The sequence below is a fragment of the Pseudomonas sp. 10(2024) genome (assembly GCF_045164175.1).
Lineage (GTDB): Bacteria > Pseudomonadota > Gammaproteobacteria > Pseudomonadales > Pseudomonadaceae > Aquipseudomonas > Aquipseudomonas alloputida.
Window position 1 is genome coordinate 867,448 of the sequence record NZ_CP174006.1, and the last position, 16,759, is coordinate 884,206.

Genomic DNA, 16,759 nt, shown 5'->3' on the forward strand with positions numbered 1-16,759 from the left:
GCTCTGTGGGGGCGGGCAGACCCGCTCCCACAAGGCTTGCAAAGAAGCCTCTGCTTTTAGCGCGCCACGCTGGCCTGAATCGCCGTCAGGGCAATGGTATGCACGATATCGTCAACCTGCGCCCCTCGCGGCAAGTCATTCACCGGCTTGCGCAAACCCTGCAGCATCGGCCCCAGGCTGACCCCGTCGGCACTGCGCTGTACCGCCTTGTGCGTGGTATTGCCGGTATTCAGGTCGGGGAACACGAACACCGTGGCGCGCCCGGCCACCGGGCTAGCCGGCGCCAGCTCTCGCGCGATCGCCGGGTTGGCCGCTGCGTCATACTGCAACGGCCCATCGATCAGTAGCTCCTGCGCCGCGTCCTGTGCCAGGCGTGTCGCTTCGCGCACTTTCTCCACTTCTTCATCGCTGGCCGAATCGCTTGAATAACTGATCATCGCCACCCGTGGCGCGATGCCGAAGGCCTGCGCCGAGGCGGCACTCTGTTGGGCAATCTCCGCCAGCTCGGCAGCGCTTGGGTGCGGGTTCATCACGCAGTCGCCGTACACCAGCACCTGCTCGGGGAACAGCATGAAGAACACCGACGAGACCAGGCTCGAGCCGGGTGCGGTCTTGATCAGCTGCAGGGCCGGGCGGATGGTGTTGGCCGTGGAGTGCACCAGGCCGGAGACCAGGCCGTCCACTTCGTCCAGGGCCAGCATCATGGTGCCGATCACCACCGGGTCTTCCAGCTGCTGCTCGGCCATCGGTGCGTTGAGGTTCTTGCTTTTGCGCAACTCGACCATGGGTTCCACGTAGCGCCCGCGAATCAGTTCGGGGTCGAGAATCTCCAGCCCCGGCGGCAACGTGATGCCCTGGGCGCGGGCCACGGCGTCGACGTCTTCGGGTTTGGCCAGCAGCACGCAACGGGCGATGCCGCGGGCCTGGCAGATGGCTGCAGCCTGCACCAGCAGTGGCTCGGCGCCTTCTGGCAGGACGATGCGCTTGTTGGCCTGCTGAGCACGCTGGATCAGCTGGTAGCGGAACACTGCCGGCGACAGGCGCAGTTCGCGTGGCCTGCCGCAGCGTTGGTGCAGCCAGGCCGCGTCGAGGTGGCTGGCGACGAAGTCGGTGATGAACTCGGCACGCTCGCGGTCGTCCACCGGGATTTCGCGGTTCAGCGAGTTGAGCTGGTTGGCGGTGTCGTACGAGCCGGTGCTGACCGAAAGGATCGGCAGGCCGGCCTGCAGGGCACCGCGGCACAGGCCGAGGATACGCACGTCAGGCTTGCTGTCGCTGGTCAGCAGCAAGCCGGCCAGGGGTACGCCATTGATCGCTGCCAGGCTGACAGCGAGGATGATGTCGTCGCGGTCGCCCGGGGTTACCACCAGGGTACCCGAGGTCAGTAGCGGGACCGTGTTGGCCACCGTGCGTGCACAGATGATGATCTTGCTCATGCGCCGCTGCTCGTAATCGCCGGCATTGAGCACCTGGGCGCCGAGCAGCTCGGCCACATCGCGGGTCCGCGGGGCGTTCAGCTCGGGCTGGTAGGGGATGCAGCCAAGCAGGCGGAAGTCATTACCGCGCAGCAATGGCGAGTGCTCGCGCAGGCGGGTGGCGAAGTCCGCCATGCTCTCGTCGGTGCGCACCTTGTTGAGGATCACCCCGAGCACTTTCGGGTCGCGTGGGCCGCCAAACAGTTGGGCCTGCAGTTCGACCCGCCCAGACAGCTCGCTGAGCACTTCGTTTTCCGGGGCCGATACCAGGATTACCTCGGCATCCAGGCTCTTGGCCAGGTGCAGGTTGACCCGCGCTGCGTAGCTGGCGTGGCGCGTGGGCACCATTCCCTCGACCACAACCACGTCATTGCCGACGCAGGCTTGCTGGTAGAGGCGGATGATTTCTTCAAGCAGCTCGTCCAGCTGGCCATCGCCGAGCATGCGCTCGACGTGGGCCAGGCTCAGTGGGACCGGTGGCTTGATGCCGTGGGTGCGGGCGACCAGTTCGGTGGAGCGCTCGGGGCCGGTGTCACCCGGGTGGGGCTGGGCGATAGGCTTGAAGAAGCCGACCTTCAGGCCGGCACGCTCCAAGGTGCGCACCAGGCCCAGGCTGATCGAAGTCAGGCCGACACCAAAGTCGGTCGGCGCAATGAAAAATGTCTGCATGCGTGCTTCTCGAAATAAGCGGTGCAAGAAATTAACGGTCAAGGGTAGCGCTATCGGCCCCTTGTGCGCACCAGCCGCAAGCGAAAGGCTGGCCGATGTGTTGCGCACGTTGTGCCGGGTCGAGCACCCAGGGGCGTGCCTGCCACGGCGGCTGGTGGCGCAGGTGCTGGGTATGGCCGCACGAAAGTTCCGCCACCCAGTGGCCTTCTTCGTCCTGATGAAAGCCGTTGATCCGACTGATGGGCCGTTGCTCGTCTGCACCACGTTCGCAATCGGACGATGGCAAGGTTACACTTGTCCGCTCTACATTCTTTTGCAAAAGGTCTTGCCCCATGCTGATCGCCGCCAACAAGGCTGTCTCCATCGACTATACCCTGACCAACGACGCCGGGGAGACCATCGACAGCTCCGCCGGTGGCGCGCCGCTGGTTTACCTGCACGGTGCCGGCAATATCATCCCGGGCCTGGAAAAAGCCCTGGAAGGCAAGCAGGCTGGTGACGAGCTGAACGTTTCCATTGAACCTGAAGAGGCCTACGGCGAGTACCTGGCCGAACTGGTCAGCACCCTGAACCGTAGCCTGTTCGAAGGTGTCGACGAGCTGGAAGTGGGCATGCAGTTCCACGCTTCGGCGCCGGACGGCCAGATGCAGATCGTCACCATCCGCGACATCGACGGCGACGACGTCACCGTTGATGGCAACCACCCACTGGCCGGTCAGCGCCTGACCTTCCAGGTCAAGGTTGTGAACGTGCGTGACGCCAGCGACGAAGAAATCGCTCACCGTCACATCCACGGTGAAGGTGGCCATCACCACTGATTTTCTGCGCTAAGCTCAGAAAGTCGCCAGGCGCTCGGGCAAGCCGATTTGCCTTCCTACGGGAGGTGAACGGTTTGGACGAGCGCCTTTTTAGTGGGCGGAATTCGCCTGCACGGCAACCGGGAACCTGAGAGGGGATTTCATCATGAGTGCATTTCACGACCTGAAACTGGAAGCGCTGAACGGCGGAGAGCTGCCCCTCGCACCCTTCAAGGGCCAAGTGGTGCTGGTGGTCAACGTTGCCTCCAAATGTGGCCTGACGCCGCAATACAAGGCCCTGGAAAACCTCTACCAGATCTACAAGGACAAGGGCTTCAATGTGCTTGGCCTGCCGTGCAACCAGTTTGCCGGGCAGGAACCGGGTAGCGAAAAGGAAATCCAGGACTTCTGCAGCCTCAACTACGGGGTCAGTTTCCCGCTGGGGAGCAAGCTGGAGGTCAACGGGCCGCAGCGCCATTCGTTGTACCGCCTGCTGGCAGGGGAGGGGGCCGAGTTCCCCGGTGACATTACCTGGAATTTCGAGAAGTTTCTGGTGGGCAAGGATGGCCGGGTGCTGGCGCGTTTCTCGCCGCGCACGGCACCGGATGACCCGGCGGTGGTGCAGGCCATCGAGAAAGCCCTGGCCTGAAGAGTCTCTGACGTGATGTTTTGGCACCTGTAAGATCGAGTGCCGCGCGGGCGGCGCTGGATCTCACAGGCGCTGCAAACATTGCGCAGAACGCCCAGCCGTAGCACCAGGTTGCCGGCATGCGCTGTTCAGATACCCCTCGAACTGTTCGACAATCGCCGGCCAGCCCTGGCGGCTGGCATGCTGTCGCGCATTCAGGCGCACCCTGCGCAAGGTTTCCACTTCTTCCAGCAACCAGCACGCTGCATCGACAAACGCCGCCTGGTCCCCCGGCATCGCCAGCGCGCCACTGTGGCCATGGCGAATATGCTGCGCGGCGGCCGCCTCGTCATAAGCAACTACCGCCAACCCTGAGGCCATGGCTTCGAGCACCACATTGCCGAAGGTCTCGGTCAGGCTCGGGAACAGGAACAGGTCGCCGCTGGCATAGTGCTCGGCCAGTCGTTCACCGCGCTGGGCGCCGCAAAACACGGCGTCCGGTATCTCTTGTTCGAGCTTGGTGCGCTGAGGCCCGTCGCCGACCATGATCAGGCGCAGGCGCTTTTGTGGATACGTCTTGCGTAATGCCTCGAAGCAAGGCCGTAGCAAGCCAAGGTTCTTTTCCGCCGCCAGCCGCCCGACATGCAGTACGGCGATGTCCTCCGGGCCTAGCCCCCAGCTTTCGCGCAGGGTCTGGCTGCGCCGGGCCGGATTGAACAGGCAGGCATCGACCCCTCGGGCCAGCAACTCCAGGCGTTCGAAACCGCGACGCTCCAGCTCTAGGCGCTGGCTGGCACTCGGCACCAAGGTGATTGCCGTGCGCCGATGGAACCAGCGCAAGTAGTGGGTGAGCAGGCGCGCCAGCAGGCCAAGGCCGTACTGGCCGGAATACTGCGGGAAGTTGGTGTGGAAGCCACTGACAACCGCCACCCCCAGGCGTCGGGCCGCGCGCAGGGCGCTGAGCCCCAGCGGCCCCTCGGTGGCGATGTACAGTACATCCGGGCGCTGCCGGCGCCAGTGGCGCAACAGCTTGTGCATCGACACCTCGCCCCACTGCAAACCCGGGTAGCCAGGCAGCGCCCAGCCACGGCACAGCATCAGCTGCGGATCGTTGTGCGCGTGCCCTTCGCCGGCCTGGCGCGGGCGCACCACCTCGACCTCATGGCCGCGTTGGCGCAACCCATCACTGAGGCGGCCAAGGGTGTTGGCCACGCCGTTGATCTCGGGTGGGAAGGTTTCGCTGACCAGGGTAATGCGTAGGGCGGGTGTATTCATGACAAAAAGTTTCCGCCTGCCGGGTTGCGCCAATGTGACCGCCTTGTGACGTAAAGATGACGCCTGACTGCCGGCATTTTTGCCTTTATGAATATTTCCTCGCACAGCACTCAAGAAGGTGTCGCCGGCAGCCGATGAAGATGCATTCGACTACGTGATGCGCTCCAGGAGAGCGGTGATGTTCAACAACAAGCTCAAGCAAGAAATCCGGCAACTGCGCGAAGACCTGATGTCCATCGAACAGGTCAAGAGTAGTCTCGACAGCGAGATGCTGGTGCTGCAGCTCGACCCTCAGGGACGGATCGAGATGGTCAACGGCAATTTCGAGAGCGAGATGCTCTACCGTGCCGAACAATTGCTTGGACGCAATATCGAGGACATCGTCCCCGCCCACGTAAAGTCGCTGGACTTCTACCAGCGCATGAAAAGTGCGATCAGCCGTGGTGAACACCTGAACGGTGCGTTCCGTCTTCTGCGGGGCAATGGTCAGGAAGCCTGGCTGCGCTCGATCCTGCAGCCGGTGAAGAACAGCGAGGGGCGCATCAAGTACTTCACCCTGCATTCCAGCGACCTCACGCGAACCATCGAGACCTCACGCGAGCACGAAAGCCTGATCAAGGCCCTGATGCGCTCGACTGCGGTGATCGAGTTCGACCTCGACGGCATCATTCTCACTGCCAACGATCGTTTCCTGGCCACCGTCGGCTATCGCCTGGAGCAGATTCGCGGTAAGCACCACCGCATGTTCTGCGAACCGCAGGAGGTCAACTCGGCTGGCTACCAAGCGTTCTGGGAAAGGCTGCGGCGTGGCGAATATGTTGCCGAGCGCTTCAAGCGCATCGATGCCCATGGCCGGGTGATCTGGCTGGAGGCCTCGTACAACCCGATCTTCGATGCCCACGATGTGCTGTACAAGGTGGTCAAGTTCGCCACCGTGATCACCGACCAGGTCAACCAGGAGCTGGCAGTGGCCGAGGCGGCAGATGTCGCCTACAACACCTCGCTGGGTACCGATGTCAGTGCTCGCAAGGCCACCGAAGTGGTCACCCAGACTGTCACCGTGATGCGTGGACTGGAGGCTTCGATGCAAGAGGCCGCCGACGGCATCCAGGCGCTGGATACCCAGTCGCGGGTGATCGGTTCGATCATCAAGACCATCAGCGACATTGCCGGGCAGACCAACCTGCTGGCCCTTAACGCGGCCATCGAAGCTGCCCGCGCGGGTGAGCAAGGGCGGGGCTTTGCCGTCGTTGCCGACGAAGTGCGTCAACTGGCCTCTCGCACCAGCACCGCCACCGAAGAAATCGCCCGGGTGGTACAGCAGAACGAACAACTGGCGCAGGCGGCGGTGTCGATCATCGACACCAGCAAGCGCCAGGCCGAACAGGGGCTGGCGCTGGCGGATGAGACGGGCACCGTAATTGTCGAGATCCAGGACGGGGCGAAGCGGGTGGTGGATGTGGTGGGGCAGTTTTCCAGCCGGTTGGGGCAGTGAAACCCAGGCCAGGCACGCTCTGCTTTTTTGTGGGAGCGGCCTTGTGTCGCGATAGGGCCGCAGAGCGGCCCCAGATTTCAGCGCCACTGCACAGATTGCTGGGGCCGCTTTGCGGCCCTATCGCGACACAAGGCCGCTCCCACAGGGGCCCGCGCAATCCAAGTCAATCGCACACGGTCCAGGAGTCAGCTCCGCTCCCGCACCCAGAACAGCGTAGCCCCGGCCACCGCCGCCGGCATCATCAGCACGTTAACCCCCGGAATCATCAGCGCCAGGTAGGTGATGCCGCCAAAGCCCAGGCTCTGCCAGCGCTTCTGGCGCAGCCAGGCGAGCATGTCCTGCCAGGTCATCTTGTTGTTGTCCGCCGGGTAGTCGATGTACTGGATGGCCATCATCCACACGCCGAAGATCAGCCACAGCGGCGCAGCCACCACGTTGACCACCGGGATCAGCGACAGGACGAACAGGCCGATGGCGCGTGGCAGGAAGTAGCCCAGCTTGCGCATTTCGCGGCTGAAGGTGCGCGGTACCATGGCTGCCAGCTCGCCCCAGCTGAAGGCTGGGAAGGTGTCTTCGCCACGCACTACCACCTCGACCTTTTCCGCCAGAAAGCCGTTGAACGGCGCGGCAATGATATTGGCCACCAAGGTGAAGGTGAAGAACACCATCAGCACCAGCAAGGCAACGAACAGCGGCCAGAGGATGTAGCTGAGGAAGCTCAGCCAGTCAGGCAGAGTGGGCATCAGGGCATCGAGCCACATGCCGAACTGGTGGCCGGCGAAGTAGATCAGGCCACCGAACAGCAACAGGTTGACCGCCAGTGGCAGCAGCACGAACAACCGCAGGTTGGGGCTCAGCACCAGTTTCAGGCCTTCGCGCAAGTATTGGGGGCCAGAGAGGACAGGGGCTTGCATCTAGATACTCCGCAGAGAAGGAAAACGCGCTGACCTTACCGAGTTTGCCGCGCCGACGAAAGGCACGCAGTGGGCGGGAAACGGGATGTAACAAAAGCGCCCGGCGCGTGTTTATCGATGAAATCGCAGCATAGGCGATGCCTATGAGGTGGATTGTCTAAGGATATTTCCTTAATCTTTGCGACCTCGCTACAGTGCGCTCAACTTTTCGCTTTGCGGGCCTGCGCGTTTTAGCCTTCCCCAAGTGCTGCGTGGGTCCTTTTTAATTTCTTGGCTGGCGCAGCCGGTACACCGATGCCGGCCCTGCGGCCCGCTCGACAGGAGTTCGACATGTCTGAAGTACGTCATTCGCGCGTCATCATTCTCGGTTCCGGCCCTGCCGGTTACAGCGCTGCGGTGTATGCCGCCCGTGCCAACCTCAAGCCGCTGCTGATCACCGGCATGCAGGCTGGTGGCCAGCTGACCACCACCACCGAAGTCGACAACTGGCCTGGCGACCCCCACGGCCTGACCGGCCCGGCTCTGATGCAGCGTATGCAAGAGCACGCCGAGCGTTTTGAAACCGAAATCGTCTTCGACCACATCAACGCTGTCGACCTGGCCAACAAGCCATTCACCCTGCAGGGTGACAGCGGCAAGTACACCTGTGATGCGCTGATCATCGCCACTGGCGCCAGCGCTCGCTACCTGGGCCTGCCGTCGGAAGAAACCTTCATGGGCAAGGGTGTTTCGGCCTGTGCCACCTGTGACGGTTTCTTCTACCGCAACAAGCCGGTCGCCGTGGTCGGTGGTGGTAACACTGCCGTGGAGGAGGCACTGTACCTGGCCAACATCGCCAGCAAAGTGACCCTGGTACACCGTCGCGAAACCTTCCGCGCCGAGAAGATCCTGGTCGACAAGCTGAACGCCCGTGTGGCCGAAGGCAAGATCGAGCTCAAGCTCAACGCCACCCTGGACGAAGTGCTGGGTGACAACATGGGCGTAACCGGTGCGCGCCTGAAGAACAACGACGGCAGCAGCGACGAAATCAAGGTCGACGGCGTGTTCATCGCCATTGGCCACACCCCGAACACTTCGCTGTTCGAAGGCCAGCTGACCCTGAAAGACGGCTACCTGGTAGTCAATGGCGGCCGCGAAGGCAACGCCACCGCTACCAACGTCGAGGGTGTGTTTGCCGCTGGCGACGTGGCTGACCACGTTTACCGCCAGGCCATCACTTCGGCCGGTGCGGGTTGCATGGCAGCGCTGGATGTCGAGCGCTACCTGGACGGTTTGGCCAACGCCTCGTTCTGATCTGAGAAAAAGGGGGGCAAAGCGCCTAATGCCAGTCAGTTAAGACTGACGCATTGACCTTTAGCCCATAGGCCGCAAAATCCGATGCTTGGAAACGAGCATCGGATTTTTTATGCGCCTGTCAAAAGCCCTGTCCCTCACTCATGAAATGGCATCGCGGCCACATGCCCTCGAAGGGCTTGGAGCCTTGCTTGATCCAGACATTGTGAAACAGGCCTTCGAAACGGCAGGCGTCTCGACTATACGCAAGCGCCGGTTGCCGTTGGAAAGCCTGGTCTGGTGCATCATCGGCATGGCGTTGTTCCGCCGGATGTCGGCTTGGGATGTCGTGAATCACATGGACATCATGCTGCCGGGCAAGCGACCGCTGGTGGCGCCCAGCGCTGTTGTTCAGGGACGGCAACGGCTGGGTAGCGAAGCGGTTCGCGAGGTGTTTTCGCTCACCCAGCAGCGATGGCATGCAGAAGTCCAACACCCTCAATGGTTGGGGTTAACGCTTTTGGGTGTGGATGGCGTCGTCTGGAATACCCCCGACACCGCAGAAAATCGGGCGTGCTACGGCGGCGCGACCAATCAGCATGGCGATGGCAGTTACCCTCAAGTCCGAATGGTCTGCCAGATGGAACTGACTAGCCATCTGCTGATAAGCAGTACTTTCGAGAGCTATCACAGTAGCGAAATGAAGCTGGCCGAACAGTTGATCGCTACCACGCCTGATCACTCGCTGACCCTGTTCGATAAAGGTTTCTACTCGTTGGGTTTGCTGCATCACTGGCAATCACAAGGCGAGCAGCGTCATTGGCTTATTCCTTTGAAGAAGGGTAGCCAGTACGAAGTCGAGCACAAGCTTGGGCGCAACGATGCCGTAGTCATTCTGCGCACCTCGCCACAAGCCCGTAAGCAATGGCCCGGCCTGCCGCTGGAGACTCGAGCACGGCTGTTAAGCAAGACGATTAAAGGCAAGGTGGTGAGCGTACTGACCTCAATGGTCGATCCGCTGCGTTTCCCGGGTGATGAGATCGTCGACCTTTACAGTCAGCGTTGGGAAATCGAACTGGGATATCGAGAGATCAAGCAAGGGCTTTTAGGTGGTGAATATACGCTGAGAAGCAAGACGCCGGAGATGATTGCGCAAGAGCTATGGGGCGTACTGCTGGGCTACAACCTGTTGCGTTATCAGATGGTGCAAATGTCTCGACAGTGCCCTGGTGTGTACCCATGCGAGATGAGTTTTACTGCCTGTAGCTGGGCAATACTGGGCTTGCTGCATGGCACATCCTTGAACCACCCCGGAAATTTGCCGGGATTTTTGTCGGATCTGCAGGCTTCGGCGGCACAATATGTCTTGCCACATCGACGGCCTGACCGATGGTTTCCGCGAACGGTGAAGCAACGTCCAGCGAAGTACCCCACCCGAAAATGAAAAATGCCAGTCAGCTTAACTGACTGGCATTAGGCCAAGCGCCGGTTTTTTATTGCCTGCAATCAGCTCACAGGCTCAGTCGCATCGACAGGTCCACCGCTTTCACATCCTTGGTCATGGCACCAATCGAGATGTAGTCCACCCCTGTTTCGGCGATCACCCGCAGGGTCGTTTCGTTGACCCCGCCGCTGGCTTCAAGTTTGGCTTTGCCCGCGGTAATGCGCACGGCTTCGCGCATTTCGTCCAGGTTCAGCTCGTCGAGCATGATGATGTCCGCGCCAGCGGCCAGCGCCTGGCGCAGTTCCTCCAGGCTTTCGACCTCGATTTCCACCGGCTTGCCCGGCGCAATGCGGTGCGCTGCGGCCACAGCCTCGGCTACGCCGCCGCTGGCGGCGATGTGGTTTTCCTTGATCAGGAAGGCGTCGTACAGGCCTATGCGGTGGTTGTCGCACCCACCGCAGGTCACCGCGTATTTTTGCGCCAGGCGCAGGCCCGGCAGGGTTTTGCGGGTGTCCAGCAGGCGCACCTGGGTGCCGGCTACCAGGTCGGCGAGAAAGCGCGCACGGGTGGCGACCCCTGACAGCAGCTGCAGGAAGTTCAGTGCGCTGCGCTCCCCACTGAGCAGCGAACGGGCCGGGCCTTCCAGGTGGAACAACGGCTGATTGGCAGTGGCCTGCTCACCGTCGGCCACCTGCCAGTGCACTGCAACGCGCGGGTCGAGCTGGCGGAATACGGCATCGACCCAGGCGGTACCGGCGACTACGCAGTTTTCACGGGTGATGATGGTCGCCTTGGCCAGGCGCTCGGCCGGGATCAGTTGCGCGGTGATATCGCCACTGCCGATGTCCTCCAACAGCGCGCGGCGCACGTTGGCTTCAATTTCAGCGGTCAGGTCGGCAAGGCGTAGGTTCGGCATGGTCGGCTCCACAAGCTAGGTGCCCGCGATTATAGGGCAGGGGGCCGGTGTGTACAGCAGCCTTGGCGCTGACCTTTGGTCGGGCGTCGTGAGTAATCGGAGCAGATCAGGGTCATTAGCCAGCCAGCGAAACGGCGCTGGTAGCTATGTGATTTTTTACCGATAATGGCGACTAGTATTTGGCGTCATAGCTTTGACGATTTTTCAGCCCTTTCGGGCAAGACACCCTGCAAGGAGTCCAGGATGCAAAAAGAAGGCAAGGTGGTGCCCTTGGCGGCAACCATCGACCGAGGGGGGCGTACGCCTCATCCTTGCCTTCCGGTCTTGTTGCTGCAGGTGCGCGACAAGGCAGCGTTGCAGTTGCGTCAGGGCCTGCAGGACTTGTTCGACAATGCCGATGACACGCTCTTCGAAATGGCCGACAAGGCCTTCGACCGCGGTGACCAGAACCTGTACTTCGAAGCCATGCGTGACCTGCGCCTGAAGCGCAAGAGCATCGAGCGTGGTTTTCTGGATACGTTCCATGATGCTTTCCTCCGCGCCGGCCAGGTCGACTTGCTGGCAAACCTGGCCCAGCCGGGCAAGCCGCGCAGCAAGGCTCAAATGGAACGGGCCGCCGCCATCGAGGGCATGGTGGCGCGGGTGCTGTCACGTGATGGCGTTGCCCTGCAGCAACTGGGTCTGCGCCTGCAGGCATTGCTCGACCGCCCCCTGTACGAGCAGCACAACCCATTGGGGCCAGCCGCGCTGTGTCGTTACTTTCTCGACGCCGGGCGTAATCTGGGCGTTGGCCTGCGGGTCAAGCTGGTGCTGCTGAAGCTGTTCGAGCGTTATGTGCTGCGCGATGTCGATGTGATCTATGGCGAAGCCAACCAGTTGCTGGCCGCTGCCGGCGTACTGCCCGAGCTGCAACCGGCGCCGCGCCGGCGTGCCGAAGACCGGCGCATGCGTGCGCGGCCCAGGCCGGCGAACCTTGGCCAGGAGGAGGGGGCGGACGCCGCAGGGCAGGCGTTGTTTGCCTCGTTGCAGGCACTGCTGGCGCCGGTGCGCGGGCAGTTCGCTCCGCGCTTGCAAGCGGTGGCTGCCGCCCAGCCGATCAGTACCGCCGACCTGCTCCGGCTGCTGTCGCATTTGCAGCGCTATGTGCCCGCCACGTACGAGGCCGATGACTTCGAGCTCGGCCAGCAGCTTGAGCAACTGCTGTTGCGGGTCAGCGTGCGCAGCGGTACGCGTCGGCGCCTTCACGTGGCTGACGAAGACATGATCAACCTGGTTGGCCTGCTGTTCGCGTTCATCCACAACGATGACAACCTGCCGGCCAGCCTGCGGGCGCTGATTGCGCGCCTTCATATTCCCCTGCTCAAGGTGGCATTACTGGACAAGGGGCTGTTCAGCCGGAGTAGCCACCCGGCGCGCCGTTTGCTCAACGAAATCGCCGGCGCCGCGATTGGCTGGGAGTGCGGCAGCGAGTGCCAGCGTGACAGCTTGCACATGCGGGTAGAGCGTATCGTCCAGCGCTTGCTCAATGATTTTGCCGACGATGCCAGCCTGTTCGCCGAGCTGCTCGACGACTTCCTGGCATTCAATCAGGACGAACGGCGACGTAACGAGTTGCTGGAGCAACGCACTCGCGACGCCGAAGAAGGCCGTGCCCGGGCAATGCAGGCCAGGCAGCAGGTGCAGCACGTGCTCAACCAGCGCCTGCGCGGCCGGGTATTGCCGCAGGTGGTGGTGCAAATGCTGGTGCAGGCCTGGAGCCAGGTACTGCTGTTGGCTTGGCTGAAACAGGGCGAGGCCTCACAGGCCTGGCACGACGCAGTGCAGACGATGGACATGCTGCTGGCCAGCATCACGCCGCCACATGAGCCGCAAGCCTTGCTGCAGCAGGTGCCAGGCCTGCTCAAGGCGCTGCGCGATGGCCTGGCCAGCATAGCCCTGGACGCGGTGGCGACCCGCGAGTTCTTCCTGCAACTGGAACAGTTGCACCTGCGCGCCTGCGCAGGTAATGAAGCGCTGCCGAGCGGAGAGGGCCAACCCTTGGGCGATGTGCGGGTGGCCCAAGAGATTGTGCTGACGATTGCCGAAGAACCCGCCTGCGTGCCCCTGCACGCTGCCGACGGGCAGGCTGCAGCGCTGCGCCAGGCGCAACGCCTGCGTATCGGCACCTGGGTCGAGGTTCTCGACGAGGATGAGCCACTGCGCTGCAAGCTGGTCGCGCGCATTGAAAGCAGTGACAGGCTGGTGTTCGCCAACCGCACCGGCATGAAAGTGCGCGAGTGGAGCAGCGCCAGCCTGGCCCAGGCACTGCAGCGGCACGAAGTGCGCGTGCTGGATGATCGCCTGTTGTTCGAACGGGCGCTGGAGGCGGTACTTGAAAGCTTGCGGCAAGGGCAGGCGCAATAGGTCGACGCATTACAATCATTCACATGCACACGGCGTTGGCCGCGGGCATACTGTGGGCATGTTCACGGCGTTTTTCAGGATCTGCCCATGCAATTGGACCGTGCCACTGGCTGGTTCCACGGAATCGGAATCACCCACTGCCCCTCGCCGAACTTCAATGCGCGCCCCGAAGGCGAATCGATTTCTCTGCTGGTGATCCACAACATCAGCCTGCCCCCGGCCTGTTTCGGCACGGGCAAGGTGCAGCAATTCTTCCAGAACCGCCTGGCCCCTGATGAACACCCGTATTTTGCCAGCATCACCCACCTGACCGTGTCGGCGCACCTGTTCGTCGAGCGTGACGGCGCGGTGACGCAGTTCGTGTCGTTGCATGACCGTGCCTGGCATGCAGGTGTGTCGAGCTTTGACGGGCGCGAAGGCTGTAACGACTTTTCCATCGGCATCGAACTGGAAGGCACCGACGACCTGCCCTATACCGATGCACAGTATGCGGTGCTGGAACAACTCACCCGGCACATCCGCGATGCCTGGCCAGCCATCGACCTGAACCGCATTCAGGGCCACAGCGACATTGCCCCGCAGCGCAAGACCGACCCTGGTCCGGCCTTCGACTGGTGGCGCTACCGCCAGGCGCTGCAGCACAACGAGGACAAGGCATGAGTTTTCTGGTTTTGTTGCTGGCGCTGTGGGTCGAGAAGTTTTCGGCCCTGCGCCATCAGGTGCAGCGTGACGGGTTCTTTATTGGCGAACTGGTGCGTCTGGAACGCAACGGCAAGGTGCACCCATGGTGGACGTTGGCCATCCTGGTGTTGGCGCCGGTAGCGCTGCTGGTGTTGCTGCTGCATGTGCTGGAGCCGGTGGCCTATGGTCTGCTGGCATTGCCGGTGCACCTGCTGGTGCTGATCTACAGCCTGGGCCGCGGCGATGCCAAGGCATCGCTGGGGGCGTTTCGTGATGCCTGGCGGCGGGGCGACGATCAGGCGGCGCTGCACGCGGCCGAGCGCGACCTGGGCCTGGTGGCCGATGAACCGCACAGCTTGCTGGTGCGGGTGCAGGGTAACTTGCTGTGGCAGGTGTACCAGGGCTTTTTTGCGGTGATCTTCTGGTATTTCGTACTGGGCCCTGGCGCTGCGCTGGCTTATCGATTGTTGGCGCTGTGTAGTGAGCACAGCAAGCAGCCGGCTTTGAAGGCGCGTGCCGAGCAGTTGCGGCACATCATGGACTGGTTGCCGGTGCGGGCGCTGGCGTTGAGCTTTGCCCTGGTGGGCAACTTCCTCGCGGTGACACGGGTGATGCTGCACGAGGTGCTCAACTGGCACATCAGCGCCGGGCACCTGGTGGCTCGGGTGGGGCGGATTGCCGATGACATTCCCGAGGAAGAGGACAGCCAGCGTGGGTTGGGGCGGCTGGACAGCCTGTGGGAATTGCTGTTGCGCTGTGCAGTGCTGTGGTATGCCGGGTTTGCGCTGTGGACCGTGCTGGTCTGATTCCGCGCCACTCGCATCCCGCGGTAATCCCGTTCACCCGAGTTTCACCAGCCAAACAACGTGCAAGCATTGCGGGTGCTGGCCTGTGCCAGCACCTCGACATCCAGCCCCATTACGTGCGCCAGCGCCGCTGCAATTTCCGGCAGGTGCTCCGGGCTGTTGCGTATCCCTGGGTACATCGCCGGTGCCATGTCCGGTGAGTCAGTCTCCAGCACCACACTGTCCAGTGGCAGCCGCGCCAAGGTCTTGCGCAGCCGCAGCGCCTGCGGCCAGGTACCCGCACCGCCCAACCCCAGCAGGAAGCCCAGCTTGATGTACTCGCGGGCCTCTTCGTAGCTGCCGGCAAACGCATGAATCACCCCCGCCCGCGCTGGCTTGTAGCGCTTGAGTGTGGCAATCACCTGGGCATGGCTGCGGCGCACGTGCAGCAGGGCTGGTAGTTCGAAGTCGCAAGCCATCTGCAGTTGCGCTTCGAACAGCGCCTGCTGGCGGGTCTTGTCAAGGTCTGCGAGGTAATAGTCCAGGCCGAACTCACCTACGGCACATAGCCGCGGGTTGTCGCGCAGGCGCTCCAGCCACTCGCGCAGTTGCACCAGGTGCTCAGGGCGATGCTGGTCGAGGTAGACCGGGTGCAGGCCAAGCGCGGCGAACAGGCGCGGCTCGGCGCAGGCCAGTTCCCACACCCGCTGGAAATTCGCCTGGTACACCCCCAGCACCACCATTCGCTCCAGCCCACGCGCCGCCGCGTTGGCCAGCAGGCGCGGGCGGTCGGCGTCGAAGTCGGGGAAGTCCAGGTGGGTGTGGGTGTCGATCAGGCGCATGTTCAGGCCGCTGAGATGCGTTGCTTGAAGGTGCGGCCAACGGCGTGCACGCCGGGTTCATAGCGTTTTTCCTCGATGGCGGCCAGTGCCAGTTCAAGCGCGGTGGCGGCAATCTGGCCATGCTGCTGGGCCATGGCATTGACCGGCAGCGGCAGGAAGTCGAGCAACTGGTTGTCGCCAAAGGTACCCAGCTGCAGTTGGCGCGAGTCGACCGGGCGCGCCTGGAGGGTGTCGAACACGCCCTGCAACAGCACGTACGAAGTGGTCACCAGAGCATCCGGCAGGCCACCCAGGTCGTCGATCAGTTGCTGCATCAGGCGTTGGCCGCACTCACGGCTGAACGCTTCGCCCTGATAGCGGCGCACTTCGCCGGTATAGCCTTGCAGGGCTTCGTCGAATCCGCCGGCACGCGCCTGGCTAACCGACAGCTCGGGGCGTGCGCCTATCAGGGCGATGCTGCGTGGGGCCGAGCTGAGCAGGCTGGCGGCCAGCTGGCGGCTGGCATCGCGGTCGTCGCTGATCACCGAGCAGAAGTGTGCGGGGTCCAGACGGCGGTCGATGGCAATCACCGGCAGGCCTTTGTCCTGCAGCTCGCGGTAGCTGTCATCTTCTGGCGGCAGGCAACTGGCAACGAACAGCGCATCGCATCGGCGCGCACGGAACAGTTGCTGCAGTTGGCGCTCGCTGTCTGGCTGGTCATCGCTGCTGGCGATCAGCAGCTGGTAGCCGCGGGCGCGTGCGCCTTGCTCCAGTTGCTTGGCAATGCGGGCGTAGCTGGGGTTCTCCAGATCCGGGAGAATGAAGCCCAGGGTGCGGGTATGCCGGCTGCGCAGCCCAGCAGCCTGCGGGTTGGGGGTGAAGCCGTGGGCTTCGACCACCGCGCGTACCCGCTCGACAGTACTGTTACTGATGCGCTGCTGTTCAGCCTTGCCATTGATGACGTAGCTGGCAGTGGTCACGGACACACCGGCCAGACGGGCGATATCGCTGAGTTTCACCGAATTTTCCTTGTTATTTCCGGGGCTGCCTGTAAGGCCAGACCGGGTAGTTTGACCCGGTACAGGCATCACGCGCAGACGACCATTGTCGCAATTGTCCGACAGGATGGGGCTTTTTACTGGGCAGATTATCGAGTAACGTGGCCGTCTGGTCAGATTAAACGT

General features: G+C 62.6%; 14 protein-coding genes and 2 pseudogenes. 9 read left to right on the top strand and 7 right to left on the bottom strand.

The window, feature by feature from the left end:
- Window positions 1-56: 56 nt before the first annotated feature.
- Together pta and ACI7M0_RS03950 are read right to left on the bottom strand one after the other, a co-directional pair.
- Window positions 57-2,144: a phosphate acetyltransferase gene (gene pta / locus ACI7M0_RS03945; protein ID WP_129933285.1), complete on the bottom strand. Its 2,088-nt coding sequence runs from the start codon at window positions 2,142-2,144 to the stop codon at window positions 57-59.
- Window positions 2,145-2,175: 31 nt separating this feature from the next.
- Window positions 2,176-2,478 carry a DUF3565 domain-containing protein gene (locus tag ACI7M0_RS03950; protein ID WP_010952015.1) on the bottom strand — a complete coding sequence of 101 codons (303 nt, stop codon included), beginning with the start codon at window positions 2,476-2,478 and terminating at the stop codon, window positions 2,176-2,178.
- On the opposite strand from ACI7M0_RS03950, the gene ACI7M0_RS03955 reads away from it, so the two are divergent.
- A complete protein-coding gene (locus ACI7M0_RS03955) occupies window positions 2,477-2,962 on the top strand; it encodes a peptidylprolyl isomerase (protein ID WP_003247325.1) in 486 nt (161 codons plus the stop codon). The two genes, ACI7M0_RS03950 and ACI7M0_RS03955, sit on opposite strands and share 2 nt — an antisense overlap.
- Window positions 2,963-3,107: 145 nt before the next feature.
- Entirely contained in the window at window positions 3,108-3,590 is a 483-nt protein-coding gene (locus ACI7M0_RS03960) for a glutathione peroxidase (protein ID WP_004575870.1), read from the top strand.
- Window positions 3,591-3,653: 63 nt separating this feature from the next.
- Here ACI7M0_RS03960 and ACI7M0_RS03965 read toward each other — a convergent pair whose 3' ends face one another.
- A complete protein-coding gene (locus ACI7M0_RS03965; protein ID WP_129933287.1) occupies window positions 3,654-4,844 on the bottom strand; it encodes a glycosyltransferase family 1 protein in 1,191 nt (396 codons plus the stop codon).
- A 307-nt stretch (window positions 4,845-5,151) separates the two neighbouring features.
- On the opposite strand from ACI7M0_RS03965, the pseudogene ACI7M0_RS03970 reads away from it, so the two are divergent.
- Both ACI7M0_RS03970 and ACI7M0_RS03975 read left to right on the top strand, forming a co-directional pair.
- Window positions 5,152-5,745 (top strand): annotated as a pseudogene (locus ACI7M0_RS03970) (PAS domain-containing protein); the annotation flags it as partial.
- A 180-nt stretch (window positions 5,746-5,925) separates the two neighbouring features.
- Window positions 5,926-6,339, top strand: a pseudogene (locus tag ACI7M0_RS03975) (methyl-accepting chemotaxis protein); the annotation flags it as partial.
- Window positions 6,340-6,524: 185 nt separating this feature from the next.
- Here the strand turns inward: ACI7M0_RS03975 and cysZ are convergent.
- Window positions 6,525-7,253 carry a sulfate transporter CysZ gene (gene cysZ, locus ACI7M0_RS03980; RefSeq protein ID WP_021781720.1) on the bottom strand — a complete coding sequence of 243 codons (729 nt, stop codon included), beginning with the start codon at window positions 7,251-7,253 and terminating at the stop codon, window positions 6,525-6,527.
- Between the two features lie 330 nt (window positions 7,254-7,583).
- Between cysZ and trxB the strand changes: the two genes are divergently transcribed.
- Entirely contained in the window at window positions 7,584-8,546 is a 963-nt protein-coding gene (trxB, locus tag ACI7M0_RS03985) for a thioredoxin-disulfide reductase (protein WP_003247318.1), read from the top strand.
- 112 nt (window positions 8,547-8,658) lie between these two features.
- Complete coding sequence (locus ACI7M0_RS03990) at window positions 8,659-9,969, top strand: IS4 family transposase (protein WP_104960600.1); 1,311 nt, start codon at window positions 8,659-8,661, stop codon at window positions 9,967-9,969.
- A gap of 67 nt (window positions 9,970-10,036) precedes the next feature.
- Here ACI7M0_RS03990 and nadC read toward each other — a convergent pair whose 3' ends face one another.
- Complete coding sequence (nadC, locus tag ACI7M0_RS03995; RefSeq protein ID WP_129933049.1) at window positions 10,037-10,885, bottom strand: carboxylating nicotinate-nucleotide diphosphorylase; 849 nt, start codon at window positions 10,883-10,885, stop codon at window positions 10,037-10,039.
- Between the two features lie 243 nt (window positions 10,886-11,128).
- Here nadC and ACI7M0_RS04000 point away from each other — a divergent pair, with 243 nt between their 5' ends.
- The 3 genes from ACI7M0_RS04000 (at window position 11,129) to ampE (ending at window position 14,775) form a co-directional block, all read left to right on the top strand.
- A complete protein-coding gene (locus ACI7M0_RS04000) occupies window positions 11,129-13,288 on the top strand; it encodes a DUF1631 domain-containing protein (RefSeq protein WP_129933048.1) in 2,160 nt (719 codons plus the stop codon).
- Window positions 13,289-13,375: 87 nt separating this feature from the next.
- The gene (ampD, locus tag ACI7M0_RS04005) at window positions 13,376-13,948 is read left to right on the top strand and encodes a 1,6-anhydro-N-acetylmuramyl-L-alanine amidase AmpD (protein WP_129933047.1); all 573 of its coding nucleotides are present in this window, start codon (window positions 13,376-13,378) and stop codon (window positions 13,946-13,948) included.
- Window positions 13,945-14,775, top strand: a complete 831-nt coding sequence (gene ampE / locus ACI7M0_RS04010; protein ID WP_010952026.1) for a regulatory signaling modulator protein AmpE — start codon at window positions 13,945-13,947, stop codon at window positions 14,773-14,775. The genes ampD and ampE overlap by 4 nt, the downstream gene beginning before the upstream one ends.
- Window positions 14,776-14,819: 44 nt before the next feature.
- Here ampE and ACI7M0_RS04015 read toward each other — a convergent pair whose 3' ends face one another.
- Both ACI7M0_RS04015 and cra read right to left on the bottom strand, forming a co-directional pair.
- Entirely contained in the window at window positions 14,820-15,596 is a 777-nt protein-coding gene (locus ACI7M0_RS04015) for a TatD family hydrolase (protein ID WP_129933046.1), read from the bottom strand.
- Between the two features lie 2 nt (window positions 15,597-15,598).
- Window positions 15,599-16,594 (bottom strand): catabolite repressor/activator, encoded by a 996-nt coding sequence (gene cra, locus ACI7M0_RS04020; protein WP_003247312.1) that lies wholly within the window; start codon window positions 16,592-16,594, stop codon window positions 15,599-15,601.
- Window positions 16,595-16,759: the final 165 nt, after the last annotated feature.